The following is a 13944-nucleotide window of genomic DNA, read 5'->3' on the forward strand; positions in this document are numbered from 1 at the left end:
CCCAAAGCAAGGATGGCAATGATGTTTGAACCAAACTATACAAGTTACACTCTTGAAGAGTTGTTAGATTGCAAAGCGAATATAGACGCACAAGCATGGCCCGAACGTCTAAAAAAAATCGAAAATGCGTTGAGTGTTTATGCTAGTCAATCTACTGAGCACGAAAAACAGTACAAACAAGCGGTGTTTGATGCTTATTGCGAGACGTTACGCCACGATCTAACCATCAGTATCGACGATAATATTCTTTGGTTTTTAAGACCGTTTTCTAAGCAAGTTAAAGATATTACCCCTAGTACTTTTATTGGCGAAGTTTGCCCACTTTGCAAAGGAGATATTAGCGCAACCACATGGGCTGCTGGCTGGCAGTTGAGCTGCGAACATTGTGAAGTAACAGGGATTGTTGTTGAAAAGTTTGGCTATTAAAAAGTTAGCTTATTGAAATTGCTGTGTAATTATTCACAGCAATATATAACAATTTTGATAATGCTATCAGGCTTTTTTAACAAATTTAGCGGTAACCATCATTTCACCAACGCCATCAACTTTACAGTCTAATTCGTGGTCTTTCTTATCTAACACGCGGCGGATCACGGCTTTGGTACCAATTTTAATCACTTGTGAGCTGCCTTTAATTTTTAAATCTTTCGCAACAGTCACTTTATCGCCATCGACCAATAAGGTGCCGTTAGCATCTTTCACATTGATCACATCATCGGTATCAACCGCATTAGGATCCCACTCATGAGCGCATTCTGGGCATACTAAATTGTTTTGATCTTCATACACGTATTCAGAGTTACATTGTGGGCAAGGAGGAAAAGACATAAATGGCACCATGGTTGATTTTAAAAGGGTATTTTAATGGCTAAGAGCAAACTATGCGAGTACAAGGCTTTTATTTTATGGCTCAGGCGTTTCGAGCGTTTTGGTAATAGAGAATATTCCTCTTAGATCACCAAGCCGATAGCCTGTGGCTAAATCATTTGGGTAATGTTCGTTGAGTGCTTGTTTTACTTCTGGCGCAATTGTTTGGCCATGACAATTGAGGCAAACTGGCGCGACTTTTATCGCTTTAGCAAAGCGAAATTGACCATCTTTATTGGTTGAAAAAGTCACATTGTCGATGCTCTCAGTGTTTCTGATCATATCGAGCAGCTGGGCGATTTTTTCAGCTTCCCATTCATCGGGTTGATTATTTGGATTACGGTTTTTAGTGCTTTTACGTGCTACCGTCCAACCATCAGTTGATAAGCTATCGCTAATGGCCGGGGCTTGCATTTTGCACACGTTAATTCCTTCGACTAAACCACCTTGCTTGATTGCGGCTCCTAAAGCTGATTTAAGCGTAGTGGCAAATTCAGTTGCTCGCTGCGCTGCTTGAGTTTCTAGAGTCGCTGATTTTGTTTCGGCATAAAGACTAGGTGAAAGTAACACAGTACAAATCACAATTGTTCTGAAGGAAAACATAGTAAAACCTTATATTAGATATATCTAATATAGTAGTTTGTTTTTACTTTACATGCCAATTTAACCTGCAAAAAATAACGATTCTTTGCACAAAGCCTGCTGGAGTGTTGTTGCTAAATTGGTTAAGGTGAAGAAAATATCTTGAGAACAAAAAAATGAAAAAACTAATTTATATCGCCGCTTTGTTATTTTCGGCCCTAACATTTGCAGACACAGCCCCATACAGTGGAGAGATAAGTCGTGATGACTTACTTAAAGACTACTCTTCGTTTAGTGAAGAGTACGATGAATACTCACCGAGCGAAGAAGAGTTAAGCACTATAAAAGCACTGCAAGGTAAGCAGGTTTTGGTGTTCTTGGGCACTTGGTGTCATGATTCAAAACGTGAAGTGCCTCGATTTTTGAAGCTTCTCGATACTGCAAAGGTGCAGTTAGGCTCACTTAAACTAGTGGCCGTTGGCTACGACAAGCTAGACCCTGCAGGGTTAGCAAAACAGCACGACTTAATGTATACACCAACCATTATTGTCAGCGATGGTGAAAAAGAGCTTTCTCGTATGATCGAAAAGCCTAAACAAAGCTTGGCTTTGGATCTTACGCAACCGGGTCAAACGCTATAAAATCATCAATAGATAAGGGCATTGAAATTAAGTAACCTTGAATATAATCAATGCCTTTATCACTCACCAATTGCCACTGCTCTGAGCTTTCGACCCCTTCTGCGGTAATCGTTAAGTCTAGTTGATGGGCTAAATCGCTCATCGTTTGTAAAAATAAACCATCTCGTGGGTTATCCACGCAGTTACAAATAAAGGCACGGTCAATCTTAACGTTATCTAGCGGAAACTGCTGAATTGACGACAGTGATGAATAACCCGTTCCAAAGTCATCAAGTGATAAATTAAAACCTGCTAATTTAAGTTCATGCATTAGGTTTATGGCGTACTGGGTATTTTGAAATAGGGCGGATTCGGTGATCTCAAGATTAATTTTTTGATTAGCCGGAAATAGCTTAGCTTTTTCTTTGCTTAGTCGTTTAACTAAATGCACATCAGAGAACTGTTTACGTGACAGATTGATCGACACTTTAATACTAATATTGTTATCAACCATGCGGTGGCAATCTTCAGCAACCTTAGCAACAATCCAACGAGATAATAAATTAATGAGCTCTGATTGCTCAGCGATGGCAATAAACTCCACTGGTGACACGAACCCTCTAACAGGGTGCTGCCAACGTACAAGCGCTTCACAGCCAATCAGTGTGCCATCTATAGTGTTTACAATTGGCTGATACACCATACTTAGCTGTTCGTTGGCAGCAAGCGCATGACGTAGATCACTTTCGAGGTTACTTTGTGCAATAAGCTTATCTTTCAGAGATTGGCTATAAACAGTAAATGGTTTTTGTGTACGGGGGCATTCATTCATCGCAATGAGAGCTGTATTGATTTGCTCAGCCGCATCGATGTTTTGTAAGTGTGGATAACCCACGCCAATGTATAAGTGGTAAAAATGAGCGCTACCAGCGGTTTCAATAATACCGCCGACCTGATGCTGTAATTTATCTAATAGGGCGGCGAGTTTTTCATCAAAAATGGCTTCTTTTAGTAATATTAAAAAACAGCCAGGTTTTATATGAGCGCAAAACGCTTGATGTAAGTCAGAAAATTCAATTAGCCGGTTAGCTATCGTTGTCTGTAGTTCATTTAAGTAATCTTGACCATAAATATCTTCTAATTGACGATAGCCTTTGATCTCGGCACACAATAAAGTAAGGCCGCTACTGTATTGGTCTTCAGGGCATAAACTAGCGATATATTTTTCGCTGTAATGGCGATTGGCAAGGCCGGTGACCGAGTCAAAATGTGCTTGCTGGTAAAGCTCATGTTGGCGTTGTTTTTCAGCACTTATGTCTTTAATCGTACCAACCAAGGTGTTAGTTTTAGGGTTCCATTCAGCGTGCTCATGAAACCAGCGTTTTTCTCCGTTGAGTTTAATCGTGTACTCAATTTCAGTTGGGCTACTAGGCTTAGTATGAATAAAATTTAAAAACGAATTTTTATAAAAGCTATCGATTTTTTCACAGACATCAGTAATTGATTGCGCTTTGCTTTGTTCTTTGAATAGCGATTTAGCTTGTGATGATAATTGCCTAATGCTTTTATCAGGCGACAGATGCCAACTGCCTACGCCACTGAGTGACTGAGCTTGTTTTAATTCAAGTGCCTGTTCAGACAGCTCTAAGGTTTGCTTTTGCACAAGTTTTTCGAGGTTTTGCTCATGCTCACGTAACCGACAAGTAATCGTAATCAAATAGCAGCTAACCGATGAAAGTAACAGAGCTATGAGTAGTAATACTAAAAATTCAACATGCGCTCGATAAGCAAACTCGTCTTTAATACCCACAACCCAATGTTGATTTTCAACATCGAGGTTGTAAGTTGACCAGTGGCTTTGCTCAAAACTGTGGTTATTTAAAAGCGGCGCGTAGCTATTCGCTGTTTTTTGCCAAACCTCATAGAGGTGAGGGTGTGAAGTAGTCTCAGGGCTCAAATTTGCTATAAATTCTGGAAAACGCAGCACCGCGATTGCAAACCCCCAAAACTCATTTTGATCAAAAATTGGTAATCGAGCGACTAAACCTTGACCACCTTGAGCCAACTCTTTAGGTCCATCGATTTGCATTTTTTGAGTATCAATGGCTGTTTGTAATGACTTTTCAATACTTTGCATCTTGAATAAGTCGACACCAATCACACTCTCGTGACTGGTTAGCGGGTAGCTGTATTGAATAACCCCTTTTGGTGCAAGTTGAATAGTTTGGCTACCATCACTATGAGTTAATATCTCAGTGGCAAGGGTTTCGAATTCAGTTTGTGTGTATGTAAAGTCACGCATCGCGGCGCGAACAAGGTAAGGACCAAGGAGTGCGCTATCAAGTGCTTTTTCAAGGTTACTGCTGTAACTGTTAAGTGCTGCATTTTGCTCAATTTCATGCATTTCTTGTCTATCGTAAAACACTTTTAGTGCGATCGCCGAAAATAAACAGAAACTGAGAAAAAAAGAAGTAAATAACAACGAAAAATATGTAATATTACGCAATGGCGTCTCTGAATTAAGTAGGTATTTAAGTGCTAATCTTGCTTTTAAAAATACTAGTTTAGGGTTAGCTGGTTGTCTAGCGAAGATCTAGAATTTTAGTTGAATTTTTAGCAAGTTAAAAAAATAATTGTACCTAAATACAATGAATTGCAAGCACAAGTAAGATTAAACACTATGTACCAAGCCGTTATAAAAGCGATAGATGCAGCGAATGCTGTCGACCCAAATCGTGTAAAACAAGATGATCAAGAGCTAGCAAAAGAGTCTTTATATGCAATGCGTATGACCGATATGCTAAACCGCTTTAATCCACAAGCCGATGAGTTGATGCATATTGCTGCGCGAGGCCAACATATTGAGCGTTGGCGCTCTCCTCGCAGTGATTTTCCTATGGGTAAGCAAGGTTATTATCAATGGCGTACTGCTTTATATGACTTTCATGCCGAGCGTGTAACAGCCCTTATGAAAACGGCGGGTTACGCGCCGGAAGAATGTGAGCGCGTATACGCAGCCGTTGCTAAAAAGAACATAAAACGAAACCCTGATAGCCAATTGATTGAAGACATTGCAAGCCTTGTGTTTATTGAGCATTACATGCTTGATTTTGCAAGTAGTAAGCATGATTACGATGAGCAAAAATGGTTGGGTATTATTCGTAAAACATGGCAAAAAATGTCAAACGAAGCACATGACTTTGTATTAGCTGGTAACATCAGCTTACCTGAGCCGCTTAAACCGTTAATTACAAAAGCGCTAAATTAATTATAAAACAAGGATGTACTATGTTTTGCCCGCGTACTAAAACAGCCCTTGAAGCAATAAGCATTGGCGACGTTAACGTGTATTTATCAAAAAGCGGTGGGGTATTTTTTGATAACCGACAAATATTTCACTTTAGCGATCCGAATTTAAAACCCGCGCAAGTGTTGGTGGCTCATTTACAAACCCTGCCAACAGAATGTGTTGATTTAGCAAAGCGAATTAATTGCCCGAATTGCCCTGATGTAGTGATGATGCGACGCTTTTTCACCCCACTAAAAGTGGTTGAAATAGACGAATGTCCAAATTGTGCTGCTATTTGGCTTGATCATGGTGAGCTTGAAAAGATCCATGAAAATCATTTAACGCCAAAAGAACGTGAAATGCTGCGTATTGATATGGCCAATAATCATGGTTTTATTCAAGTTAAGATCCCGAAAAGGCGCTACTCAGTTCATGCTGAAAAGCCTGAGTCTAATGCAACGTCATCATTAGAAAAACTAGCAGAACTTGCTTATTTATCGATTTTGAATGACTGAAAATAAGAAGCCTGTACCAATTAAGGTACAGGCTTTATTAGTTATTAAGTGTTAAAGCTTTACCAGCATTTTTCCTTTATTTTTACCTTCGAACAGGCCAAGAAATGCATCAACGGCATTTTCGATGCCATGGTATACCGTTTCTTCAGATTTAATTTTACCTTCGCCGATCCACGCGCCCATTTGTTCAATAAACTCAGGAAATTGATCAAAGTAATCAATCACGATAAAGCCTTGCATGGTGAGCTTTTTCGAGTTGATATAAAACAGGTTGCTTGGCCCAGGTTGTGCAGTGTCGTTATTGTAACCTGAGATCATGCCACATACAGGAATACGGCCGTAATCGTTCATTACATTGAGTGCGGCTTCAAGGTGATCGCCACCTACGTTTTCAAAGTACACATCAATGCCTTGTGGTGCCGCTTTTTCAAGGGCTTCTGTTAGGTTTGCTACCGTTTTGTAATTAATTACTGCATCAACACCCAACGCTTTAACCATTTGTGCTTTTTCGTCAGAGCCAACCGAAGCAATCACTTTACAGCCTTTTAGCTTAGCAATTTGGCAAACAACGCTACCTACAGCGCCTGATGCAGCTGAAACAAACACGGTATCGGTTTCTTTTAGGCTAATTACCTTTGTTAAACCTGCCCATGCAGTTAACCCAGTCATGCCCATAGTACTTAAAAACAGTTGGTCTGGTAATGGTACGTTTGGCAGTAACGTTAAGTCGCTGCCATCGCTAATGTGCATGGTACGCCAGCCGCTAATATGACTTACTTTGCTCCCAACAGGAAAGTCATCATTGCGTGATTCAACTACTTCGCCGATAGCACCGGCTTCCATCACTTCGTTTAAGTTAAATGGCGCGATATATGATTTACGATCAATCATGCGCGGGCGCATATAGGGGTCAACTGACATCCAGGTATTTTTAATTAACACTTCGCCGTCGTTCAAATCAGGAAGTGTTACGTCTACCTGCGCAAAATTAGCCTGTGTTGGTACACCCGTTGGGCGTGAAACTAAATGAATTTGTTGACTTGTCGCCATATAAACCTCGAATCTGCTAGATTAGAATCAATTAATGAGTTGCACAAAACATTTGCGCGCAAACTATTTGCAATCAATTTAATGATCTTTACTATAAAAGGCAATAGATCGTCGGAAAATAATTTGCGCGCAAACTAAATTAAGGCAATAATACGGCTGTATTTCAGTTTAGGGTAGCAGCATGAGCAACAAGTTATCAGACAATGTATGTTTCACTTTATACAGTGCAACAAATGCGTTGATCAGAGCGTTTCGACCAATCCTCGAAGCTTATGACTTAACCTATCCGCAATATATTGTGATGCACTCACTTTGGTATAATAACCAAGTGAGCTTAAAAGCACTTTCTCATGACACGCACCTCGATTCTGGCACCTTAACACCAATAGTTAAGCGCCTAGAAAGCAAAGGTTTATTGACTCGTCAGGTATCAAGTGAAGATGAGCGTAAAAAAGTAATTTCGTTAACAGAGCAGGGCATGCAACTTAAAGTTGATGCTGAAGAATTAACGGCTAAGTTAATGGCACGCTCAAATATGAGTGTGGAGCGAATCGAGTTATTACGCGAGTTAACCCTTGAGCTGCACACTGACCTTACAAAAACGGACCTTACAAAAGGCTAATCTTCTAATAAACACACTAAAGTGCCTTCAATAGCGCGAACATACGCATAATGCTGGGCGTCTTTTTTAGTTGGCGGGCACAATGGCTCAGCACCAGCAAGCACTGCTTTATCGTAACTTTCGACTAAATTATGGCAGCTGAATCTTAGCTCAAAACCAAGAGCAGGTTGCTTAGGATGGGCGCGAATATACCCTTGCTTAAAATATGATTGCGCGTGCGGGTGGGTTGCAAAAGCAAGTTTAACGGAACCTGTAACAAGTTCACCGTATTCGGCATCGTCACTGATATGGTTGGTATTTAAACCAAATGCTTGATAGTAAAAGTCGAGTACTTCTTCTACGTTATCGACGTAAATAACCTGACTTAAAAAGTCCATTTATGCTGCTCTATTTATTGTTCGTTTATTAAATAAAGCATAGTTTCAGCAATAAAAAAACCTTGTAAGTCATACTCACAAGGTTTTTTCAATACTTAAAGCTTAGCTGTAGAAATTACGACTTGTTGCGGTTTTCTTTCGCAAATGCACGAATTTTACGTTTTTGCGATAAAGTCACTTTATTAGTGCGACCCGCGTATGGATTATCGCCTTCTCTAAATTCAATTTTAATCGGCGTACCCATAATACCTAATGCTTTACGGTAGTAGTTCATTAAGTAGCGTTTGTAGCTATCAGGTAAGTCATGAACTTGGTTACCGTGGATCACGATACGTGGTGGGTTATAGCCACCTGCGTGAGCATATTTAAGTTTTACACGACGACCGCGAACAAGTGGCGGTTGGTGATCAGCTTGTGCCATATCCATGATACGACGCAGCATCGCTGTGCTAATACGCTTAGTTGCTGACTCGTATGCTTCGTCTACCGATTCAAATAAGTGACCTACACCTGTGCCATGTAAAGCAGAGATAAAGTGTAAACGTGCGAAATCGATGAAACCTAAACGACGGTCAAGCTCTGACTTAATACGTTCTTTAACGTAATCATCAAGGCCGTCCCATTTGTTAACAGCAACAACCAATGAACGACCTGCGTTCAAGGCAAAACCAAGTAAGCTTAAATCTTGATCAGAAATACCTTCGCGCGCATCAACCACAAGCAATACCACGTTAGCGTCTTCAATCGCTTTAAGGGTTTTGATCACAGAGAATTTTTCTACAACATCGCTTACTTTCTTACGCTTACGAACACCCGCAGTATCAATAAGAATGTACTCTTTGTCGTTACGTGTCATCGGAATATAGATAGAGTCACGGGTTGTACCCGGCATATCGTAAACGATTACACGTTCTTCACCTAAGATACGGTTTGTAAGTGTTGACTTACCAACGTTAGGGCGACCGATAATAGCAAGCTTTACTGGCTTGTCAGCAAAGGCTTGCTGGTTGTCTTCGCCTTCTTCATCTTCGCTGTAAAGATCAACCAATTCGTCATCACTTTCTTCAAGCTCTTCAGCTTCGCCTGCAAGTTCTGCAATAACAGGCTGTAGAGTTGTTTCAAGTAATTGCGTGATACCACGGCCGTGAGCCGCTGCAATGTGATGTACGTCGCCTAAGCTTAACTGGTAGAACTCTGCACAGTATGAATCTGCATCAATGCCATCCACTTTGTTTGCCACAACAAAACATTTCTTTTGTTGTTTACGAAGGTGGTTAGCAATCGCTTGGTCTGCGGCGGTCATACCTGCGCGGGCATCAACTAAAAATAGCACGATATCGGCTTCTTCAATCGCTAGTAGCGATTGCTCAGCCATTTCAGTTTCGATACCTTGCTCAGAACCGTCAATACCACCCGTGTCTACCACGATAAATTCATAGCCATCGTAATCAGCTTGGCCATATTTTCTATCTCGTGTTAAGCCTGGAAAGTCGGCTACGAGGGCGTCACGAGTACGTGTTAAACGGTTAAATAATGTGGATTTGCCCACATTGGGTCGCCCAACAAGAGCGATCACGGGAAGCATAAACTACCTCTTAAAAAAACAACAAAAGGCTTCGCCAAGCGAAGCCTTAGAAAAATAACGTTTACTATTAGTAAGTTAGTTTGGAATTTTAACCGCGCTAACTTCACCATCTCGGGTGTATAAAATTAACTTGTCACCGGCAACAACTGGCTCAATAAAGAAACCTGAGCTGTCAAAGTCTTCGCGCGATACAAGCTCACCCGTTTCTTTGTCTAACCAGTGTAGGTTACCTTCTTGGTCACCTAGTGCTAAATATTTACCAGCCACGGTAGGGCCTGTTAAGTACCAGCCGCGCAGTGCCGGTTGGCTCCAACGCTCAATACCTGATGTTTTATCTAGACCGTAAACAACACCATCGCTATCAACAACATAGATAGACTGGCTATCCATTGATAAATCACGGTAGCTGCTGTACTCACGTTTCCAAACAACATTACCAGAACGAATATCAACGGCTGCTAAGTTACCATTATAGGCGATTGCATAAGCATATGGACCGCTAATTAATGCTTGTGTATCTACATCAACCAAACGTTCAAACTCAGACGCACCTTTTGGAGAAGCAATTTCAGCACTCCACGCAGAGTAACCATTTTCAGAAATTAATACGCTTAATTTACCTGTTTCAAGGCCTAGCAATACACCACCGTTTGCTACAGTTGGTGAACTTTGACCACGTAATGTAAGTGGTGGCACTTCTTGTTCAAAGCTCCAGCGCTCTTCACCTGTATCTGGGTGTACAGCTAATAATTTACCTGAGCCTAGGTTTACAAAAATTAGGCCGTCGCCTGCAGCTGGTTTAGCAAGTACTTCGCCTGGCATCGTTTTACGCCAAACGATTTCACCTGTTTCACGGTCAAGAGCAGTTAAGTAACCATGCTCAGAACCAACGAAAATTTTGCCGTAAGCTTGTAAAATACCGCCCGATAACTTGGCACTTTCTGTGGTTTCCCAAGGCCAGAAGGCTGGGTTTTCACGCACATCGGTTTGCCATAGCGTATCGCCATTTTCAAGCGATAGGGCTTCAACTTCACCTTCGCGGTTTGCTACATACACAACATCGTTATGAATAGCCGGCGTTAAGCGCGAGAAATAGTGCTGAACACCATCACCAATTGATTCTTGCCAAACCACTTCTGTCTCAAATTGATTAACAATTTCAGGCAGTACCAGTTCTTCTTCGTCATCACTTGACGAACACCCAGTCAGGGTTGCGATACACAGAGCAAGTGTTGCCGCTGTTAACTTCTTCATCTTAACCCCTTACGCCGCTGGGCTAGTTTGTGCTAAGTCATCAAGTTTAATTTGTAATAACGGATTGTTTTCAAGGCCGCCATTATCAGCAGCAGCTTGGTATTGGCTGCGAGCTTGGTCTTTGTCGCCTTGTGCAGCATAAACATCGCCTTTTAATTCAGCGACTGCAGCAGCAAATGATGCTGGAAGCTGGGCGTTCAACGTTGTTAGCGCTTGCTCATATTGTTTTTGTGCAAGGTGAACACGAGCAAGGCGCGTTGTTGCCGTTGCTTTAAGCTCAGGGTTTTGCTCGTTGGTGATGATCCAGTTAAGCTTTTCGCTTGCTGCATCAAGGTCATTCTTTTCAACGGCTTCTTTCGCTGCTACAAATGCTGTTAGCGTGCTGTAGCTTGACTCGCCATTGTCTTTAATAAACGCATCCGCTTTTTCTAGCACGGCACCGCTTTCAACAAGTTGTGTGAAAGAGTCAGATGCTTTCTCAGCTGTGGTGATTTGGTTTTGGTTATAAGCTTTCCAACCATATAAACCACCTAAACCTGCAACAATACCAATTGCAAGTGCTAAACCATTTTCACGGAAAAAGCGTTTGATCGCTTCTTCTTGTTGTTCTTCTGTTGAATAAATTTCCATGCTTACCTCTGTTGCTAGCTGGGCTTAAATAAGCTCAGCTAGTAGCGTTTTCGCTTCTTCTAGTTTTAAGGTGACTTGTTCTTTACGTTCACGTAAGTACTTAATTGTCACAACGCCTTGTTCTAATTCATCTTCGCCGATAATAACTGCGACTAGCGCATCGCTTTTATCTGCGCGTTTTAATTGCTTTTTAAAGTTGCCACCGCCTGCGTGCACCATAACACGTAGACCTGCAACATCTTTACGTAATTGAGCGGCAATGATTGGCGCTTGAATGCTGGCTTTATCGCCCATGGCTGCCAAATATACATCAGCACTACGGCGGATGTCACCTACACTTTCTAGCGCTTGAAGTAATAACACTAAACGCTCAAGACCCATTGCAAAACCTACCGCTGGTGTTGCTTTACCGCCTAGTTGTTCAACTAGACCATCGTAACGACCACCGGCACAAACGGTTCCTTGTGCGCCTAGGCTATCGGTTACCCACTCAAAAACAGTGCGGTTATAATAGTCAAGGCCACGTACAAGCTTTTCATTTACCGTGTATTCGACGCCTGCAGCGTCTAAACGTTCACATAAATTTTTAAAATGTTCTTTTGATTCAGCGTCTAAGTGCTCAGATAGTTTAGGCGCATCAGTTAAAATAGCTTGTACATCAGGGTTTTTGCTATCTAACACACGTAAAGGATTAGTGTGCATACGACGCTTAGAGTCTTCATCAAGTACATCGACGTGTTGCTCTAAGTAAGCAACAAGTGCATCGCGGTAGTCTGCACGCGCTTCATTTGAACCTAATGAATTAAGCTCCAGACGAACGTGCTCACTGATACCAAACTCTTTCCATAATTGGGCTGTCAGCAAAATAACTTCTGCATCAATATCAGCAGTGGCAATGCCGAATGTTTCTAAACCAAATTGGTGGAATTGACGGTAACGGCCTTTTTGTGGACGCTCGTGACGGAACATAGGGCCCATGTACCATAAACGTTGTTCTTGGTTATACAGTAAACCGTTTTGATTACCTGCACGCACACATACTGCCGTACCTTCAGGGCGAAGTGTTAAGTTATCGCCATTACGGTCTGCAAAGGTGTACATTTCTTTTTCGACGATATCGGTTACTTCACCGATAGAGCGCTTGAATAGGTCGGTTGATTCAACAATTGGAAAACGAATTTCTTGATAACCAAACGATGAAACTGTTTCACGTAAAATGTCTTCTACTTTCTGCCAAATTTGCGTATCGCCTGGCAGACAATCGTTCATACCACGAACTGCCTGAATTTGTTTTGCCACTGATAAATCCTAAATACTGTACTTGCGCTGAAAAAATCGCGCCTCAAGAAAAACTAAAAAATTGACCCGTCATTATACCGTCTAAGCGGTAAAGGTAAACGGCAAACCCAAGGGTTTGCCGAGTATATGCGAATTATTCAACGATTTTGATGTCGATTGGCGTTTCTTTCTCTTTCTTAGCGATAAAGTCGCGCACATAGCCTTCAAGTTGGTCGACAATATTATCGTTATCGATACGCGCTTTTTGGCGCTCACCATTGATGTATAAGCCAGAGCGACGGTTGGCACCAGCAAGGCCGATATCACTAACCAGCGCTTCGCCAGGTCCATTTACTACACAACCAATCACCGACACTGACATAGGCTCAACCACGTCTTCAAGGCGCTCTTCAAGTTGGTTCATTGTGCTTACCACATCAAACTCTTGGCGTGAGCAGCTAGGGCAGGCAATAAAGTTAATGCCGCGTGAGCGAATGCGTAATGATTTTAAAATATCAAAACCCACTTTGATCTCTTGTACCGGATCGGCAGCAAGTGATACGCGTAGCGTGTCACCAATGCCTTCGGCAAGTAGCATACCTAAACCAACAGCTGATTTAACAGAACCTGAGCGCATACCACCTGCTTCGGTAATACCTAAATGCAGTGGCTGGTCAATTTCTTTGGCAAGTAAACGATACGCACCAACCGCTAAAAATACATCTGACGCTTTAACGGATACTTTGAATTGGTCAAAGTCTAAACGCTGCAAGATCTCAACATGGCGCATAGCTGATTCAAGAAGTGCTTCTGGTGTTGGTTCACCGTATTTTTCTTGTAAGTCGCGCTCTAATGAACCGCCATTAACACCAATACGAATCGGAATGTTATGCTCACGTGCAGAGTCTACAACGGCACGAATACGCTCTTCGCTACCAATGTTACCCGGGTTAATACGTAAACAATCCGCACCATACTGAGCCACTTTTAATGCAATACGGTAATCAAAGTGAATATCTGTTACCAGCGGGATAGTGACTTGTTCTTTAATGCTTTTAAATGCTTCAGCTGCTTCCATGGTTGGTACAGACACACGCACAATATCGGCGCCGGCATCTTGAATAGCTTGAATTTGTGCAACCGTTGCATCGATATCTAGGGTGTTGGTGTTAGTCATCGACTGAACGGCAATTGGCGCACCATCACCAATTGGCACGTTACCTACGTTAATACGGGTCGATTTTCTGCGTTTAATAGGAGATTCTGAAAACATTG

15 protein-coding genes are annotated in these 13944 nt (G+C 41.8%); 5 read left to right on the plus strand and 10 right to left on the minus strand.

What is annotated here, in order from left to right; translation table 11 throughout:
• The first annotated feature begins 18 nt into the window (after window positions 1-18).
• The gene (locus J8Z28_RS19085) at window positions 19-426 is read left to right on the plus strand and encodes a hypothetical protein (RefSeq protein WP_250660794.1); all 408 of its coding nucleotides are present in this window, start codon (window positions 19-21) and stop codon (window positions 424-426) included.
• 66 nt (window positions 427-492) lie between these two features.
• Here the strand turns inward: J8Z28_RS19085 and J8Z28_RS19090 are convergent, their stop codons facing one another.
• Together J8Z28_RS19090 and J8Z28_RS19095 are read right to left on the minus strand one after the other, a co-directional pair.
• Window positions 493-828: a zinc ribbon domain-containing protein YjdM gene (locus tag J8Z28_RS19090; protein WP_055199035.1), complete on the minus strand. Its 336-nt coding sequence runs from the start codon at window positions 826-828 to the stop codon at window positions 493-495.
• Between the two features lie 75 nt (window positions 829-903).
• Complete coding sequence (locus J8Z28_RS19095) at window positions 904-1470, minus strand: Tll0287-like domain-containing protein (protein WP_062565872.1); 567 nt, start codon at window positions 1468-1470, stop codon at window positions 904-906.
• Between the two features lie 155 nt (window positions 1471-1625).
• Here J8Z28_RS19095 and J8Z28_RS19100 point away from each other — a divergent pair, with 155 nt between their 5' ends.
• On the plus strand, window positions 1626-2090 hold the full coding sequence (locus tag J8Z28_RS19100; RefSeq protein ID WP_250660795.1) for a TlpA family protein disulfide reductase: 465 nt from the start codon (window positions 1626-1628) through the stop codon (window positions 2088-2090).
• On the opposite strand, the gene J8Z28_RS19105 is transcribed toward J8Z28_RS19100, so the two are convergent.
• On the minus strand, window positions 2065-4494 hold the full coding sequence (locus J8Z28_RS19105) for a bifunctional diguanylate cyclase/phosphodiesterase (RefSeq protein WP_250660796.1): 2430 nt from the start codon (window positions 4492-4494) through the stop codon (window positions 2065-2067). The genes J8Z28_RS19100 and J8Z28_RS19105 overlap by 26 nt on opposite strands.
• A gap of 255 nt (window positions 4495-4749) precedes the next feature.
• Here J8Z28_RS19105 and J8Z28_RS19110 point away from each other — a divergent pair, with 255 nt between their 5' ends.
• The gene (locus J8Z28_RS19110; protein ID WP_250660797.1) at window positions 4750-5337 is read left to right on the plus strand and encodes a DUF4202 domain-containing protein; all 588 of its coding nucleotides are present in this window, start codon (window positions 4750-4752) and stop codon (window positions 5335-5337) included.
• Window positions 5338-5357: 20 nt separating this feature from the next.
• Window positions 5358-5873, plus strand: a complete 516-nt coding sequence (locus tag J8Z28_RS19115; RefSeq protein WP_250660798.1) for a TFIIB-type zinc ribbon-containing protein — start codon at window positions 5358-5360, stop codon at window positions 5871-5873.
• Between the two features lie 51 nt (window positions 5874-5924).
• Here the strand turns inward: J8Z28_RS19115 and J8Z28_RS19120 are convergent, their stop codons facing one another.
• Complete coding sequence (locus J8Z28_RS19120; RefSeq protein ID WP_250660799.1) at window positions 5925-6923, minus strand: NADP-dependent oxidoreductase; 999 nt, start codon at window positions 6921-6923, stop codon at window positions 5925-5927.
• A 181-nt stretch (window positions 6924-7104) separates the two neighbouring features.
• Between J8Z28_RS19120 and J8Z28_RS19125 the strand changes: the two genes are divergently transcribed.
• Window positions 7105-7545, plus strand: a complete 441-nt coding sequence (locus tag J8Z28_RS19125) for a MarR family winged helix-turn-helix transcriptional regulator (RefSeq protein WP_250660800.1) — start codon at window positions 7105-7107, stop codon at window positions 7543-7545.
• Here the strand turns inward: J8Z28_RS19125 and J8Z28_RS19130 are convergent.
• The 6 genes from J8Z28_RS19130 to ispG all read right to left on the minus strand — a co-directional run bounded on the left by J8Z28_RS19130 (window position 7542) and on the right by ispG (window position 13942).
• On the minus strand, window positions 7542-7922 hold the full coding sequence (locus J8Z28_RS19130; RefSeq protein ID WP_250660801.1) for a VOC family protein: 381 nt from the start codon (window positions 7920-7922) through the stop codon (window positions 7542-7544). The genes J8Z28_RS19125 and J8Z28_RS19130 overlap by 4 nt on opposite strands.
• A 115-nt stretch (window positions 7923-8037) precedes the next feature.
• The gene (gene der, locus J8Z28_RS19135) at window positions 8038-9507 is read right to left on the minus strand and encodes a ribosome biogenesis GTPase Der (RefSeq protein WP_054553521.1); all 1470 of its coding nucleotides are present in this window, start codon (window positions 9505-9507) and stop codon (window positions 8038-8040) included.
• Between the two features lie 75 nt (window positions 9508-9582).
• Window positions 9583-10761, minus strand: a complete 1179-nt coding sequence (gene bamB / locus J8Z28_RS19140) for an outer membrane protein assembly factor BamB (RefSeq protein ID WP_062565865.1) — start codon at window positions 10759-10761, stop codon at window positions 9583-9585.
• Window positions 10762-10770: 9 nt separating this feature from the next.
• Complete coding sequence (locus J8Z28_RS19145) at window positions 10771-11391, minus strand: YfgM family protein (protein ID WP_250660802.1); 621 nt, start codon at window positions 11389-11391, stop codon at window positions 10771-10773.
• Between the two features lie 24 nt (window positions 11392-11415).
• A complete protein-coding gene (gene hisS, locus J8Z28_RS19150; protein ID WP_175082888.1) occupies window positions 11416-12690 on the minus strand; it encodes a histidine--tRNA ligase in 1275 nt (424 codons plus the stop codon).
• A gap of 133 nt (window positions 12691-12823) precedes the next feature.
• Entirely contained in the window at window positions 12824-13942 is a 1119-nt protein-coding gene (gene ispG / locus J8Z28_RS19155; RefSeq protein WP_054553525.1) for a flavodoxin-dependent (E)-4-hydroxy-3-methylbut-2-enyl-diphosphate synthase, read from the minus strand.
• Window positions 13943-13944 lie beyond the last annotated feature (2 nt).

This window comes from Pseudoalteromonas sp. SCSIO 43088 (genome assembly GCF_023650795.1).
GTDB lineage: Bacteria > Pseudomonadota > Gammaproteobacteria > Enterobacterales > Alteromonadaceae > Pseudoalteromonas > Pseudoalteromonas shioyasakiensis.